Origin of the sequence: Bradyrhizobium valentinum (assembly GCF_001440405.1) — a bacterium.
Taxonomy (GTDB): domain Bacteria; phylum Pseudomonadota; class Alphaproteobacteria; order Rhizobiales; family Xanthobacteraceae; genus Bradyrhizobium; species Bradyrhizobium valentinum.
In genome coordinates, this window is record NZ_LLXX01000022.1 from 1 (window position 1) to 15,837 (window position 15,837).

11 protein-coding genes and 1 tRNA gene are annotated in these 15,837 nt (G+C 60.7%); 8 read left to right on the forward strand and 4 right to left on the reverse strand.

Going from position 1 to position 15,837, the window contains the following annotated elements; all coding sequences use genetic code 11:
- The first annotated feature begins 250 nt into the window (after positions 1–250).
- On the forward strand, positions 251–1,057 hold the full coding sequence (locus CP49_RS02515; protein WP_057848725.1) for a lytic murein transglycosylase: 807 nt from the start codon (positions 251–253) through the stop codon (positions 1,055–1,057).
- Positions 1,058–1,266: 209 nt separating this feature from the next.
- Here CP49_RS02515 and CP49_RS02520 read toward each other — a convergent pair whose 3' ends face one another.
- Positions 1,267–2,112 carry an SDR family NAD(P)-dependent oxidoreductase gene (locus tag CP49_RS02520; RefSeq protein ID WP_057848726.1) on the reverse strand — a complete coding sequence of 282 codons (846 nt, stop codon included), beginning with the start codon at positions 2,110–2,112 and terminating at the stop codon, positions 1,267–1,269.
- A gap of 141 nt (positions 2,113–2,253) precedes the next feature.
- Here CP49_RS02520 and CP49_RS02525 point away from each other — a divergent pair, with 141 nt between their 5' ends.
- The 4 genes from CP49_RS02525 to CP49_RS02540 all read left to right on the forward strand — a co-directional run bounded on the left by CP49_RS02525 (position 2,254) and on the right by CP49_RS02540 (position 5,903).
- Positions 2,254–2,661, forward strand: coding sequence for a response regulator (locus tag CP49_RS02525; protein WP_057848727.1), 408 nt, complete (start codon positions 2,254–2,256; stop codon positions 2,659–2,661).
- A 48-nt stretch (positions 2,662–2,709) separates the two neighbouring features.
- Entirely contained in the window at positions 2,710–3,327 is a 618-nt protein-coding gene (locus tag CP49_RS02530) for a LysE family translocator (protein WP_057848728.1), read from the forward strand.
- A gap of 626 nt (positions 3,328–3,953) precedes the next feature.
- A complete protein-coding gene (locus CP49_RS02535; RefSeq protein ID WP_057848729.1) occupies positions 3,954–5,183 on the forward strand; it encodes a GGDEF domain-containing protein in 1,230 nt (409 codons plus the stop codon).
- A 96-nt stretch (positions 5,184–5,279) separates the two neighbouring features.
- On the forward strand, positions 5,280–5,903 hold the full coding sequence (locus CP49_RS02540) for a peptidoglycan recognition protein family protein (protein WP_057848730.1): 624 nt from the start codon (positions 5,280–5,282) through the stop codon (positions 5,901–5,903).
- A 234-nt stretch (positions 5,904–6,137) separates the two neighbouring features.
- Here the strand turns inward: CP49_RS02540 and rpoH are convergent, their stop codons facing one another.
- Complete coding sequence (rpoH, locus tag CP49_RS02545) at positions 6,138–7,046, reverse strand: RNA polymerase sigma factor RpoH (RefSeq protein ID WP_057848731.1); 909 nt, start codon at positions 7,044–7,046, stop codon at positions 6,138–6,140.
- A gap of 215 nt (positions 7,047–7,261) precedes the next feature.
- Positions 7,262–8,290, reverse strand: a complete 1,029-nt coding sequence (locus tag CP49_RS02550) for an RluA family pseudouridine synthase (protein WP_057848732.1) — start codon at positions 8,288–8,290, stop codon at positions 7,262–7,264.
- On the opposite strand from CP49_RS02550, the gene CP49_RS02555 reads away from it, so the two are divergent.
- The 3 genes from CP49_RS02555 (at position 8,289) to CP49_RS02565 (ending at position 14,188) form a co-directional block, all read left to right on the forward strand.
- Positions 8,289–8,627, forward strand: coding sequence for a hypothetical protein (locus tag CP49_RS02555; RefSeq protein WP_057848733.1), 339 nt, complete (start codon positions 8,289–8,291; stop codon positions 8,625–8,627). The two genes, CP49_RS02550 and CP49_RS02555, sit on opposite strands and share 2 nt — an antisense overlap.
- Positions 8,628–8,787: 160 nt before the next feature.
- A tRNA-Glu gene (locus tag CP49_RS02560) sits at positions 8,788–8,862 on the forward strand.
- Between the two features lie 103 nt (positions 8,863–8,965).
- Positions 8,966–14,188: an ATP-binding protein gene (locus CP49_RS02565; RefSeq protein WP_057848734.1), complete on the forward strand. Its 5,223-nt coding sequence runs from the start codon at positions 8,966–8,968 to the stop codon at positions 14,186–14,188.
- Between the two features lie 126 nt (positions 14,189–14,314).
- Here the strand turns inward: CP49_RS02565 and CP49_RS02570 are convergent, their stop codons facing one another.
- A complete protein-coding gene (locus CP49_RS02570) occupies positions 14,315–15,490 on the reverse strand; it encodes a hypothetical protein (protein WP_057848735.1) in 1,176 nt (391 codons plus the stop codon).
- Between the last annotated feature and the right edge of the window lie 347 nt (positions 15,491–15,837).

Here is a 15,837-nt window from a genome sequence, read left to right on the forward strand (position 1 = left end):
TCTTGGGCGTGGCATCGGCGTGGGAGACCCTCAAAGATGTGCGAATCAACTAGTGCGAAAGCAGGGACCCATAACCCCAGGCGCCAATTGTTCAAACGAGGTCGTCAACCGGCTCGCTTTACCAATGTCGGCCGCGGCGTATGGGTCCCTGCTTTCGCAGGGACGACGAAGTTCGGGTCGAACCCAACAAGCACTGCCGCGCTTTATTTTCCCATGGCATGATCGCCCCGAGAATTAACAAGGAATTCGCATGCGCATATTTCGTTGGGCCATTCTTGTCGGCGCCGTCATCTGCTCCACCCCTACCTACGCCGCCCGCTGCGGCGGCGATTTCAACACCTTCGTGGCGGCGATGTCGCAGGAGGCGGCGGCCGCCGGCGTTTCGCAGGCCGTGATCAGCCAGGCGCTTTCGGGCGTGACGCAGGATCCCGCAGTGCTCGCCTTCGACCGGCGCCAGCGCGGCACCTTCAACAAGACATTCGAGCAATATGTCTCGACCCGCGTCGGCCCCGGGCGCATCAACATCGGCCGGCAGATGCTGCAGCGGCACGCATCATTGCTGGCGCGCATCGAGCAGAAGTTCGGCGTGCCGCCGCAGATCATCGTCGCGATCTGGGGGCTCGAGTCGGATTACGGCAAGGGCGACATCGGCAAGATGCCGGTCATCCGCACGCTCGCCACCATGGCGCATGATTGCCGCCGCACCGAACTGTTCCAGGGCGAATTGCTCGCCGCGCTCAAGATCGTGCAACGCGGCGATCTCCCCTTGCGCGATCTGATCGGCGCCTTCGCCGGCGAAATCGGCCAGACGCAATTCCTGCCGTCGTCCTACATCAAGTACGGCGTCGACTTCGACGGCAACGGCCACGTCGATTTGCGCCACAGCGTGCCCGATGTGCTCGCCTCCACCGCGAACCTATTGCACGTGAGCGGCTTCAAGGCCGGCGCGCCCTATGGCGAGGGGAGTGCGAATTTCGAAGCGATGCGCGAGTGGAACAGAGCCACGATCTACCGCAAGACGATCGGATATTTTGCCGACAGGCTGGTGGGAAGATAACCAGCGCCGCACGCACGGTGCGCTCCCTCCCCCATTGCTGGCCGTCGTCCCTGCGAACGCAGGGACCCATACCGCGTGATGTCTGATGTGCACACGAACGGTAGACGGCTCGTTGCCCAATCAGCGCCGCGGCGTATGGGTCCCTGCGCCCGTGCGCAATTGCGCACTAGGCAGGGACGACATTTGATAGGTCGCGCGCGACCTCAACCTCACTTCCCCGCCTGCGCGCCCATCCGCTCGATCCGCTTCGCCCGCACCGCCCAATAGGTCGCCGGGCGAAACCGTTGCAGCAAATCCATGAACTTCGCGTCGTTGCCGATAAGGATGCGCGGCTGGTTTTTCTCGATGCCGGCGATGATGCGTTGTGCGGCCACGGGCGGCGTGGTCTTGGCGATCGCGTCAAAGCGGTCGATCGATTCGGCGCGGCGGGCATTGTCGGTGATGCCGCTTCCGGCGCGGGAGTTGCGCACGATGTTGGTCAAGACGCCGCCTGGATGCACCACCGAGAGCTTCACCGGGCTGTTCGCCATCGCAAGCTCATGCCGCAGGCCTTCCGAAAAGCCGCGCACCGCAAACTTGGCCGCGCAATACGCGGTCTGGCCGGGCGGGGCGACGATGCCGAAGATCGAGGAGAGGTTCACGATATGCGCCTCGCGCTGTTGCGAAAGATGCGGCAGGAAGGCGCGCGTGCCGTGCACCACGCCCCAGAAATTGATGTTGATCAGCCACTCCATCTGCGCCTGGTCGACCTCGTTGAAGGCGCCGAGCAGGGCGACGCCGGCATTGTTGATGACGATGTTGAGCCGGGGATGGGCGGCAACCGCCGCGCTCGCAAATTCCTGTATCTGCGCCGGCTCGCCGACATCGACGCGGTGCGTCGTGATGGTGCGCTTGCCCGCCTTGCCGATCTCGGCGGCCACCTGCTGCAACCCCGCTTCGTCCCGGTCGGCCAGCGCGAGGTCGCAGCCGTGCGCGGCCAGCTCGAACGCGAGCGCGCGGCCGATACCGCTGGCGGCGCCGGTCACGGCGGCCGCGTTTCCGGATATCGCAGTCATGTTGAAACTCCATTGAAATAAAACGGGCGGGTTCCCGCAACTTTTGCAAATTGGAACTGAACCATAAAGCGGTTTCCGCGCTTAGTGTCGATTACCCGACAGAAATGACGTTCTCGACCGACGCGATCCAAGGAGGCTCATATGGGACAATCAAAACCATTTCGCGCGACCGCGCTCGTTGTCGAAGACGATCCGATGCAGCGCGATATGATCTGCCTGCTGCTGGAGGAAAGCGAAGTCGATGTCATCGAATGCGAAAGCGCGGAGGCGGCCGAGCTTGTTCTGGAACGCGTGGCCGGCGATCTGGTGTTAATGCTGACCGACGTGCAGCTCGCCGGTAACATGGACGGGGTCGAGCTCGCGCACATCGCCAGGAAGTACAATCCCGAGATGGGGGTGATCGTCACCTCGGGCAAACCGCTGCATCAGGAATTGCCCGACGGCGTCCAGTTCTGGTCCAAGCCGTGGGCGCCGCTCGATGTGATCCGCGAGGCGGAGCGGATGATCTATGCACGGCAGCACCCCGGCGAGCCGCGCGCGCGTCAGTGAGCGGCGGCCGAGCTTCCACGCCGGAGGCCGCCGTGCTAATGGCAGGGCATGACGCTGTCGTTCCTGTTGACCTCGCTGATCGTGGTCGCGTCCCCCGGCACCGGCGTGCTCTACACGCTGGCGGTGGCGCTCTCGCTGGGCGCGCGGCCAAGCATCGCCGCGGCCTTCGGCTGCACGCTCGGCATCCTGCCGCATATGCTGGCCGCCATGCTCGGGCTCGCCGCGGTGCTGCACACCAGTGCGTTGGCATTCGCGGCGCTGAAATGGTGCGGCGTGGTCTATCTGCTCTACATGGCCTGGCAGGCGCTGCGCGAGAGCGGGGCGCTTGCGATCGACACCAGCCCGGCCGCCGCCACCCGCTCCAGCCGTCGCGTTATCGTGACCGGGATCCTGATCAACATCCTCAATCCAAAGCTCTCGATCTTCTTCCTGGCCTTCCTGCCGCAGTTCGTCGCGGTCGACGAGGCGCATCCGTTAGGCCGCATGCTGGAATTGAGCGCAGCCTTCATGGCGATGACATTTGCGGTGTTCGCCCTCTACGGCCTGTTCGCAGCCTCGCTGCGCGACCGCGTCATCACAAGGCCGAAGGCGATGGCCTGGCTGCGCCGCAGCTTTGCCGCCGGCTTCGCCGCGCTCGGCGCCAAGCTGGCGCTGGCAGAGCGGTAGGCGTTCCATCCAGGCTACGCGTTCGCGCTTACCAGAATGAAAAAGGCGGACCCGCGGCCCGCCATTCTCCAAAACTTGACCCGGAGTTGGGAGCCCGGGCGGAGCTGAGCACTCCACCCGGGCCGAAATTCACTTCTTCTTCGACTTCTTGGCCTTCTTCGCCTTCGCCTTTTTCGCCTTCTTCGCTTTCTTAGCCATAGTATCCTCTCAAGGTTTTCATGGATTGAACGCGACACCGAGGCATGCTTGGCGGAGGGCCAGCCTCGCAACATCCTCGTGCATGATCCCAGCAGATTCGCAGGCTGCTGCCGCGTGCCGTCATGGCGTTGTCATCGCGTTATCCACAGTTGTTATGCATTTTGATGCGATTTTTCACCGAAACGCCGCAAGTCGGCGCCGTCAGCATCGCGCCGGTCATGCTTAACGATGCCCGAACGTCGGTGCTCTTCATCAATTTAAAACCACGGCGCGGATTGCGGGGCACTGGTGAGAGTCCGTTAAGCCGCGCGGATGCACCTTGTCCCGCAAGACAACGGGGATTGTCGTCGAGGGAGCCGCGAGGCGAGGGCCTTGCGAGGTCTGTCAGACAACTGGGGAGACGGGACGTTGCGCGTCCCGCGTGCGCGATGCTGAGCGTTCCGACACTGTGGACGGTGTTCGTCATCAACTTTCTGGCGCTGGGCCTGATCTGGGGCTACGTGATCCGGAGCTATCCGTCGTTTGAGGCCGCGCGGTTCTGGACCGGCTCGGCATTCACAGCGGCGGCCGGTGCCGCGATGGCGATGCTGCGCGTCGTGTTGCCGGATACGCTGGTGCCGCTGCTGTTTGCCGGCACCGCGCTGATCCTGGCGATCTGCCTCGCATCGATGGGGATTCAAAAATTTTTCGACCGCCCGGTTTCGTGGCGCAACACGCTGCTCACCACCGGGCTCGGCTTTGCCGGCCTGTCCTTCTTCATCTTCGTCCATGACAGCGTGCCGGCTCGGATGACTGTCTTTACCATTGCCCAGGCGCTGCCGATGGTGCTGAGCCTGAAGCTGTTGCTGACCCCGCATGAGGGCCGCGTCAATCCCGGCGCCCGCCTGGCTGGTGTCGTCACCATTATCATCCTCGGCATTCTCGCCGTCAGATTGCTCGGCGCGGTCACGGGCATGGGCGGCAGCTTCTCCTACATGCATTTCAGCCCGGTGCAGTCGGTGGTCATACTGGTGCTGGTGTTCCTGTCGATGTCGCTGAATTTCGGCTTCCTGCTGATGGCGATGGACCGCCTGCGCAACGAGGTCGCGGATCTCGCGCTGCTCGACGATCTCACCGGCGTCGGCAACCGCCGGTATCTGCTGCAGCGCCTCACGGAAGAATGCGCGCGCTCCGAGCGCGGCGGCCAGCCCTTTGCGCTGCTGGTGATCGACCTCGACGGCTTCAAGAGCATCAACGATACCCACGGCCACGCCGCCGGCGACGCCTGCCTGCAGCATTTCACCCTGATGGCGCAGACCCGGCTGCGGCCCGGCGACATGCTGGCGCGGACCGGCGGCGACGAATTCTGCATCGTGCTGCCGTCCTCGACGCTGCGCGAGGGCGCCATGATCGCGCGCCGCGTGCTGGAGGTTTGTCGTGCGGATGCCGAGCAATGCACCGGCAACGATATTCCGATCGCGGTCTCGATCGGCGTCGCGCAATGGAGCCGCGAGATGGGGGCGTTTCCCGATCGCCTGATCGCGGCTGCAGATCACGCGCTCTACGACGCCAAGAAGGCCGGCCGGAACGGCTTTGCGACCTACGACCCGGCGCCGCCGCTGGCGCCCGAACCCGCAACATCCGGGATGGCGGATATGGCCCTGCGCAAACGCGCCTAAAGCGTTTTCGAGCGAAGTGGCTACCGGTTCGCGTGAAGAAAACGCGTCAAACAAGGGCCGACCATGTTATTCAGGCCCGTCACCGGGGCTTGAGATATGAATCCTCGTTTGCTTGCGTTGGTGCTTTGCGTCCTCGCATTTCCCGTATCCGCCTCCGCGCAAACGCCCGGCCTCGCGACGATCGCGCGCTCGTCGGGCACGCCGGATATTCCCGGCCTGAAGATGGTGTGGCTGGCGCCATGGGGCGAGCTTTCAAAGGCCCATCCCTGGCGCAACATCATCGTGCACCAGACCGAAGGCCCGGCGGGCTCGGCGCGGGGCGGCGCGCTGGCGCAGTCGAAGAACCCGACCCGCCGCGGCGTCATGGTCTGGGTTGAAACCGACGGCACCGTGTACTGGGCGGTCGCCGAACATCTGGTGCCGACCCATGGCGACGGCGCGAACCGCAACGACAACAAATATATCGACAACGGGCCGACCTATCGGCAGGTGGTCGGCAACAATTCGGTCGGCGTCGAATTCGCCGGCAATTTTCCCGACGTGACCCGCGGTCCGACGGAGGCGCAAATCGAAGCGTGGCGAACTCTCGTGAAGGTGCTGCGCGCCCGTTACGGCATTCCGCTCGAGCGCGTCTATGCGCATAACTGGATCGACTTCAAGGACGCCCGCTATTGCGAGGGCTGCGCACTCGCAAAGATGGCGCGGGAGTGGGGCGAGTAGGGGACGGTGGGAGCGGCCTCTCATCTCCGTCGTCCCCGCGAACGCGGGGACCCATAACCACCAACGTCCATTGTTGCGACGACAGCAGGCAAAGAACACTGCCTACCTCATGACTGCCGCGGCGTATGGGTCCCCGCGTTCGCGGGGACGACATCGACGAGGCGTGGCGCATTTCCAAAAACAAAAAGCCGGCGTTGCCGCCGGCTTTCGTTATCAGTTACCTCGGCTGCGCGGTCAGTGCGCGGCTTCGAGAGCAGCTTCCTGCTTGGCTTCTTGCCGGGCAATCGTGCCCTTGACGGCCGACTGCACCTTTTCGAAAGCGCGGACCTCGATCTGCCGCACGCGTTCGCGCGAGACGCCGAACTCGGCGGCGAGGTCTTCCAGCGTCATCGGCTCTTCCGCCAGCCGCCGCGCCTCGAAGATGCGGCGTTCGCGCGGGTTGAGCACACCGATGGCGCCGTTCAGCGCCTGCCGGCGGTGATCGAACTCCTCGTGCTCGGCCATTACGGCTTCCTGGTTGGGCGAGTTATCGACCAGCCAGTCCTGCCATTCGCCGGCTTCACCGTCGTCGCGGATCGGCGCGTTGAGTGACGCGTCGCCGCCGAGGCGGCGGTTCATGTCGACCACGTCCTGATCCGTCACGCCGAGGCGCTTGGCAATCAGCTTCACCTGGTCGGGGTGGAGATCACCCTCGTCCAGCGCGGAGATCTTGCTCTTCGCCTTGCGCAGGTTGAAGAACAGCTTCTTCTGGTTCGCGGTGGTGCCCATTTTCACGAGCGACCAGGAACGCAGAATGTACTCTTGAATCGAGGCCTTGATCCACCACATGGCGTAGGTGGCGAGACGAAAACCCTTCTCGGGCTCGAACCGCTTGACCGCCTGCATCAGGCCGACATTGCCTTCCGAGACGACCTCGGAGATCGGCAAGCCGTAGCCGCGATAGCCCATGGCGATCTTGGCCACGAGCCGGAGATGGCTGGTGACAAGGTGATGTGCCGCGTCGCGATCGTCATGTTCGCGCCAACGCTTGGCGAACATGTATTCCTGCTGGGGTTCCAGCATCGGAAATTTGCGGATCTCGGCGAGGTATCTAGACAGACCGGATTCTCCATTGAGAACCGGCAATGTAGCTGTACGGGCCATTTGAGCGCCCTCCAGTGGTTCAGGCCCCCGATAGCGGCGGGCCCGGCAGGTGATCGCTGTGTTAAAGCCGACCAGGCTGCGATGTTCCGCGCTGGATATTCAGCGCAGGTGCAACATAGCGGAAAACGAACAAATAGGGAAGGAATGCTGACGTCACGTCCCCGTGTGGCAGCTATAACCTATTGGTATGGCTTATCTTTTCCCAAGGGCCTGCGTCATACGGCCGCTTCCAGCGCCCGTTGAAGGAGAAGCAGATCCTCCGGCAGAGCCGACTCCCAATGCAAAAATTCCCCGGTTCGGGGGTGTTCCAGGGCGAGCAGATAGGCGTGCAGGGCCTGCCGGCCGAGGGCGGTGAGTGCATCCTTACCTTGGGTGCCGAGCTGCCCGGCCTTGGTCTTGAAGTGCGGGCCGTAGACGGCATCGCCCATCAGGGGGTGTCCGATATGGGCAAGATGGACCCGGATCTGATGGGTTCGCCCGGTCTCGAGCTGGCAGGCGAGAAACGAGGCGACCGGCTTGCCGTCGCGTCCCCGATACGCCGCCTGTAATTCCCAATGGGTGATCGCCTCGCGGCCGCTTTGGCGCACCGCCATCTTCTCGCGGGCAAAAGGATGCCGGTCAATCGGCGCGTCGATCGTGCCGCGCTGGCGGCTGGGCACGCCCCAGATGAAGGCCATATAGCCGCGCTGCATCGGACCGGTGCGGCCATGGTCGGCGAACTGCGCGGTCAGCGATTGATGCGCCTGGTCGTTCTTGGCGATCACCATCAGCCCCGTCGTGTCCTTGTCGAGCCGGTGCACGATGCCAGGCCGGCGGACGCCGCCGATGCCGGAAAGGCTGGCGCCGCAGTGGGCAATCAGCGCGTTGACCAGCGTGCCGCTCTCATGGCCGGCGGCCGGATGCACGACGAGACCCCTGGGCTTGTCGATGACGATGATGTCGTCGTCCTCATAGAGGATATCGAGCGCGATATCCTCGCCCAAAGGCTCCGGCGCCACCGCTTCGGGCACGTCGATTGTGATCGTATCTCCAGCAGCGACATGATAAGCGGGGTCGCGGATGGGGGCCCCCTTGGCAGTAACGGAACCGGCCAGAATCAACGCCTTCAGCCGCGAGCGCGACAGTTCCGGGCGGAGCACCGCGAGCACGCGGTCGAGGCGGGGCGATCCCTCGTCGCCGCCGACGGTAACCTCCAGCCTTTGACCGCCGTTAGATGAGCCTGGTTCCAAAGCAGAGTCTTGCATGACCGATACCGTTGCGCCCGAACCGACCCCCGAGCAGGCCGCGCTGATCGCGCGGGTGCGGCGGATGATGCTGATCGCGGGCCTGACCTCGGCGCTCGCAGTGGCCGTGGTTCTGATCGCCGTCGGGTACCGTCTTTACCGCGGCGAGGGAAGCCCCGGCGCGGCCACGACGGACATTATCGCAACCCTGCCCAAAGGCGCCCGCATCGTCGCGACGGCGGTGGCCGGCGAGCGGCTGGTGCTGACGCTGGATATCGGCGGGGTGACCGAAATCCGCACCTTCGACGCCAGGACACTGAAACCGGCCGGAAAGCTCAAATTCGTCAACGAACCCTGATTAACCTTCTCTGCCGTCATTCCGGGGCAGCCCGCAGGGCTGAACCCGGAATCCATCTTGAGGCTGTGACGGTGGCACGTTGGATTCCACTCCGGAGCCCGACAAACAGCACCTTCCGCCTTGCCCGCCGCACATTTCGCGGCTATTCCCTGAGGCGCACGCTCCCTTCGTCTAGCGGTTAGGACGCGGCCCTCTCAAGGCTGAAACAGGGGTTCGATTCCCCTAGGGAGCGCCACTTATGCATTCTTGCGATCCATCATCACGCATCCGAGTGCCGAGGACGCCTTTAAGACGCCGATTGAATTTGGCTGCGAATTCTCGAAAAAGTTGCGTACTTCATGCGCATCCGCCAAATTAAGGGCATGGCGAATCCTTTTTCGTCCGGCGGTGGAGGCACACATTTTGAAGCGCGGGTAGTCGCATTCTGCTTGGCTGCGACCGCCTGCGAAGCTGCATTTAGGGGGCTGCGCGCAGAATTTGTGTCGCGCGTGAGCACACAAAGGGCAGATTTTGGTGAACACCTAGACGACGTTATCTTGCGCGGACCTAGGGCGGACGGAACGGAAGCATCGCTTCACCTCCAAGCAAAAAAGACCCTAACCTTCACCAAGAGCGATGATGAGTGGAAATCGGTTGTGCTCGCCGCGTGGCGAAGCGCAAGCGGGTCGGACTATCACCTTGCGAAAGACCGCTTGGGGGTTGTGATCGGGACTTACAGCTCTCAAGCAGACAAGCACTATCAGTCGGTATTGACATGGGCTGCCGAGAGCGCCGACGCAGCAAACTTCGTCGAACGGATCGAAAAGAGGGATTACTCGCACGAAGCCAAGCGTGCGTTCGTCGCCAATGTCCGCGACATTTTGACAGAGCATCTGCAGCGGCCAGCCACTGATGATGAGGTCTGGCACCTCTTGAGAGGCTTCGTCATTCTGCATTTCGATTTCCAAAATCAGGCGTCGCGCGACGAGGTCTTGGCGATTGAGCTTCTTGGTCGCGTCGTCAATTCCAGCTGGGTCGAGGCCGCGAGGGGCTGGGACCACCTCATTGCGAAGGCGGGCTCCTTGATCCCTGCCGGCGGCGGGGCTACGCGCGAAACAATCTTGCTCAGTCTGCAAGCAGAAGGCATCACGAGTAGCCCCGCGAAGCGCTTTGCTGCAGACATAGCGGCGTTAGAACGCGAGTCTCGTCGCGCTGCCGCTGATATTAAGGATTCGATCCAAGGCCTAAAGCTGCACAGAGCGGACGCGTACGAACGTGTAAAGGACGCGTTGGGAGAGGGCCGCTTTATTCAGATCGACGGGGAACCAGGCTGTGGCAAGTCAGCGCTCCTGAAGCGGTTCGTCCAAGAGTCTGAATCCATTGGGCCCGTCTTTCTGTTGAAGGACTCCCGAATTCACCCCCGTGGGTGGAGCAATTACGCATCGACAATCGGTATTTCGGACGACATCGCTACGCTATTGCGCGAGTTCGCCCGCGCGGGAGAATCAATTCTGTTCATTGATGGGATCGACAAGATCTCCGACTCCTCAGCGCAGCTCACCGTCAATGACATCTTAAGAGCGATAGTCGCCACACCCGATCTTTCGGGATGGCGCGTTCTCGTTACGATACGGGAGCAGAACCTTAAGCATCTCGAAACGTGGCTTGATCCTGACGTTTTGAAAGCGCTGCCGATAAAGACCGTCAGCGTCGGTTCGCTCAACGATGAAGAATTATCCTTCGTTGCGGCGGCGTTTCCACGGTTGCAGCCAATCTTGGGCAGCGACCTAGGCACTGACGTAATCCTGCAGCGGCCATTCTTTCTGGAAACGATTCTGCAACTAGGCGAGGGAGGTGCGACGAGCTCGCTGCCGGCCACCGAAGTTGAACTTTTAGGGCTTTGGTGGAGGTTGGGGGCTGGAGATCAGTTTGCGTTTGCTAAAGCGCAGCGACGCCGGAACGCCCTTTTACAACTCGCCGAGCGGGTGGCGAGCGCGCCAGGTTCAGCGCCTTCTGTGCGTGATCTGGATGAAGACGCGCTTGCGGAACTCATTGAAAGCGACGTCGTACGACAGCACAAATATGGGCATTCGGTCGAATTCGCCCACGATATTTACGAGGAGTGGGCGCTTACGCAGCTCCTCATCGGCGAAACCGATGTTGTCGGCTTTCTTCAGAAGAACAAGGAGCCCGACACTCTCATCCGCCCGATGCAGCTTCTTGCAGCCATACATCTGGAAACGAATGGGACGATCGAGCGCTGGGAAGCGCTCTATGACGTTACTGGCTCGGATACTCTTCGATCCGTCTGGCGACGAGCTGTGATCACCGCTCCGCTCCATTCGGTTCGGGCAACGGAGTTGTTGGGGCGCTTAGCTGCGTTCTTGCAAGACAGTGATGGCGCGCGCCTCCGGCGCCTCATGCTGGCAGTTCGCACGTCCGAGGTCGTCCCAAACCCGCTTTTTCTGGACGAAACATTGACTCCTCACGTCGAGGCCGGAGATAGAGCCAAGTTTGCCATGCTTTTGGCTCGCCCAAAATCGCGAACATGGATTCGCTTTCTCAACTGGTTTATCCCGATCGCACCAAGCCTGAGCCCCACTTTCATTCCAGAATTGGTCAAGATCTTTCAGCCTTGGCAAACCCAGTTTTCCGGGATGAACGTCCGCCACTGCCGCGCGATCGGTTTACTTAGCTACGGTTGGCTGAAGGAAATTGAGAATGCGCGACATCCTGCCCGATTTGAGCATTACCGGAAGCCCTTCGGGGTCGATATTGACGACGACGATCTAGAAAAGGATGTCAGGCATCTTTTTCTGTCCTCTGTCGGTGACATCAAGACCGAGGCTGCGGAGTATCTCAAGGCGACGAGTGAAAGGGACAATCGGCACATCTTCCGAAGGGACATCGTCGAGAACTGCATCGAATACGCCAAGCATTTGCCGGCCGAACTCGTCGATTTCATCTTGGCGTCTTTTTTGCAGCATCCGCGCGACCGAAAGAAACGCCGTTCGTTCGATAGCATAAGCGACCACGAGGTGCGGGAGCTTGGGCTCCAAGACAGTTCTGCGTTTTATCCCGCTTCGCCGATACGCTTGCCTTTCTTGGTTCTGCTTCGATGGCACAAAGCCGAAGGCCTTCGCCTTGTTCGCTCGCTCTGCAACTTCGCAATGGACGTTTGGCGATGGAGCTGCTCGTGGAGGCGTCGCGGCGAGGGCACCTTAACGCCGGTCCCAATCTCGGTCGAATTCCCTTGGGGAAAGCAGGACTTCTGGGGCACCCAACAAACCTATCTGTGGTTTCGCGGCACTTGGGGCAATCATGCCTGCGAGTCGGCACTTATGGCGCTCGAACAGTGGGCACTCGAAGAGTTAGACAAAGGTGTAGAATTCAACACGATTTTCAAAGAAGTCATCGAAGCCAACGAAAGCGTTGCCGTGTTAGGAATAGGGCTAAGTCTCGCGCTTGCTGCCCCTGATAAGCGCGCTCTCGATGCGCTTCCTCTCCTTACATGCCCGGCGCTGTGGTCATGGGACATCGCAAGATGTGTCCATGATATCGGCTCGCCACCGAACGAAATCGGCAACTGGTTGCAATACAGGCCGCAGCTCCAGGCCGTTCGCGATTTGAACCGAAAATCCCATCGGAAGCAGGATATTCGAAACCTCGTGCCGTACGTACTGCTCTCCGGGCAGCAGGAAGCGATCGACAGGTACACGATGGAAGTCAGGAGCTTTCCAGAAAGACTGCCTGTGTCTTTCAAGGAGGAACTTGACGAACCTGATCATATCGCTGCTCTAACCAAACAAATGAAGAACTTTGCCGATCAGGGAGACCCGCAATACTGGAAAATGCAGGAGACGGACGATGGGCGTGTCGCATTCTTCAGTGACCCGCCGAGCCGTCAGGAGGACGAGTTCAAGGAACTGACTGCCAATCATGCCAAACTCAATGAGCACACAAGTTTGGCCATCTGGGCCAATAAGACGTTGGAAGACGGTGTGCTCGATCAGCGGTTCACGATCGATGCAGCTGTTTTGCTGGCAAAAGCGATCGATTTCCCAGAAATATTTGACGATCGCTCAAACGAGAACATAAGCGCACGCCAAGCTATGTCTGCGGTAAGTGGTGTGGCATTTGTCGTTGCCGCCCATGCGTCGGCAGAGCAACTGGATGACTCGTTGCTGTCGTGGGTCCTTGATGTGTTGCAACGTGCGGCCACTGGGCCCGAAGCAGACGACACAGTCGGCGTCAGGGCTAGTTTACTGCTCATGCACCCCGCTGTGTTTGCGGCTCATGGGTTTTCTCATTTGTTGGCTCGCGGCCTCGCTGAAGACGTGAGTGTTGAGGCCCTTCTTAATCTCGCGGTTGATGCGATGTCCGGGGTGCAAGCTGCGGTATTCTCTGGCGCGAAGGCATACGCTGCAGCGCGGCCCGAAGTGATTTGGGCGCTGATGCGACTGGGCCTCAAGCTTTGTATCTGTCACGAAGACGATGGGCCCGAGCCATACTCTATTGCGTGGGATGCGCGCGAGGCAGAACGCAACCTTGCTCTCGTTGCCGAGGCCGCGAGCAGCATAGGCGGCAAGCGCTTTGACGCGCTTCCAGTCCCGCCAGAGCCTTGGGTTAAGGGAGTTGGGGCACCACGCCGATCTTCTAGGGAAAAAAAGGGATACGTCCGAAATCCCGTATGGTTCTATCATCACGACGCCGAGAAGACAGTCTTACAGCTTCCCATCGAAGCCTTCTTGAGTGACGCTCGCAAGCCCGAATTCCTGCGATTGGTTGGTCAGCTTGTGGATGCGATGGTTCAGGAGATGCATCCGCCATTTGCTGAGCACGGCCGTGACAGGTCTGAACGCACGCCATTCGAATGGATATATGGTTTCTCATATTGGTGCGGCCGCGTCGGCGCGCGACTAACGGTGAGCGAGTTCCGGGAAGCTGTCATAGACCGCGCGATCCGCGCGGACAGCGAAACGGCGCTCATGATCCTGCAAAGTGCACTGCGTTCCTATATGGTCTTTGCGCTTTTGCCAGAACAGCCGCTAGCCGATGAAAAAATCCAGTTTTGGTCAGAAATAACTGAATGGATGTTCGCGCTTTCGGAGTGGAGGCATCAACGGCGCGACCACCTCGACCGAGAATTTGAGGCGACCGCTTTCTCTCTTCTATTCTGTGCTCAGAATGACTTCGCTCCATTGATTTGCGGGCTTGAAACAAGTTGGCCTCACTTTCCGAAGTTCATTTCCCACTTTGAACGCGTCGTTCGCGAATTTGGGCGAAATGCCAACCTTTATTATGCTGTCATGACGTTTTTCAAGCGAGGCGGTTTTGCTCCACTTCCCGATCCTGGTTTCGAATGGCTGCGTGATATTGTGCTGCTTCACAAAGATGATCCTGAATTCTGGGAGCGGAACGGAGAAGACACCGTTGAATTGCTCAAGCGAGTTTTGTCCGAAAAGGGCGATCGCCTGAGTGGCGATGATCGAACTCGATTGATCGCAATGCTGGATACCCTCGTCGATGGCGGCGTAAGGGGCGCCGGATTTGTTCAACAGGAACTGTCGCGCTCGTCATAGAGGCGTGAAGCGGAGCCTGCATCATCGAAAATTCTCAATTACAAATTACAGTGACAGCGCACGAAACTTTCACTGGAGTTGAGTGCATTGTCACCATAATCCGCGTAATCCGGCATTCGCGCCCAGCTATTGAGCCGCCGTCACTCGCAACGATTTCCTCAGAGCCCGTTTGGGGCTCGATTCCGGATCCGCGATCGGACGGTAGGTCGCGACGCGGCGCAGCCAGCCGGCCTCGAAGACACGGTTGGATGGAAGGTTGCGAACCCTCTGCTGCAGGACGAACTGCGCCGCATCGGCGAATTCGGCGCGCACGGCCTTCGGATCGCTGGTGTCACCGTTCATCTTGAGCAGCACCTGCTTGAGACCCCAACCCTGCCGCCGCCCGGTCTCCCTGTTCATGGCGGCTTCGTTCGGGTTGGTGCCCTCGCCCTTGAAGTTGATGTAGTCGATCAGTGGATAAAAATTCTCGGAGGCGCGAATGACGCGCGTGAACTGGATGACGATATGTTCGCGCTCCGCGCCGTCGGGCGTCGTCTTGAGGATCTTCTCCATCGCACCCTGCGCCCGCTCCACCATGAATTGCGTCTGCTCCGCCACGGTGTCGAGCAGAAACTGCCTCAACTCTTTCATCTGCGGTGAGTTGGAGTTCTTCCTGAACTCGGCCCGGCTTGTCCACGGGTTGGCCGGAATTTGCGTCTGGTCCAGCCAGGCGGGCAAACGCACGTTCTTCTTGCGCATGAACTCGAGCAGGGCCGGAAAGCTCTCCTCGAAAGGCAGCCATTTGCCGACAGGAAACCAGATGAAATGACCGATCCCTAAGGAAGCGAATTCCTCGTTCGCACTCCATGACGTGATCGCATCAATTTTTCCGCCTGTTTCATTCAGCCAGATCTTCTGGCCGATCTTCTTGGCCAGATCGCCCGGCAAGACGAGCTGTGGCACAGGTAAATCCTTGGCCTCGTGGCTCGATTTCCGTGCTTCCGGCATTTGAACGGCAGCTTCCGGCGCGGGCTTCTGCACCTCAGGCTGTCGCAGGATTGTTTCGGGTTCCGACTTCTGCGTGTGGGATGCCTGGGCGACGCCAGGCCCATCTTGCTCTTTTTCGTTAGCAGCGACGCGCGTCGCGGCTGGCGCGGCTATTTCCGCCAATGCCGTTTGCGTCGCCATGCCGGCGACGATGACACACGAGAGCAGCAATGAGCCGCAAGCAAGCACCTTCGCGCTGTACTGTCCGGGTTTCGCTTGTCGTGCCGTTTTCCTGCCGCTACCCGCAGGCCAGCGGCCAATGAAATCACCACCCATGTCCATGTTTCCGAAGGCTAGCCTGACGGGAAGGGTCGTGCGGTCGAACAACACGATGCGTATGGCGAAATCGTGGGGTCAAAGCGGCGGCCCGGTGCCGGCGCCACATGGGCGACAATCCTGCGCATCGCGCCGACGACGGGGGCGAGAAAACATCCCGAGAATGCTGATGCGCGTTCGACCGACACCTCCCGCACATCGGCGCGCAGTCCGCTGCACGTTGTGCTAGATATTGCATGAAGAGCCGGACTGCCGGCCGGTATTGGAGTGAATGCCCCTCGATGACCTGGTATTACGGTGACAGTGCTGGACTGCACCCCTCAAGTGAGACACGATAATCTCGGTGA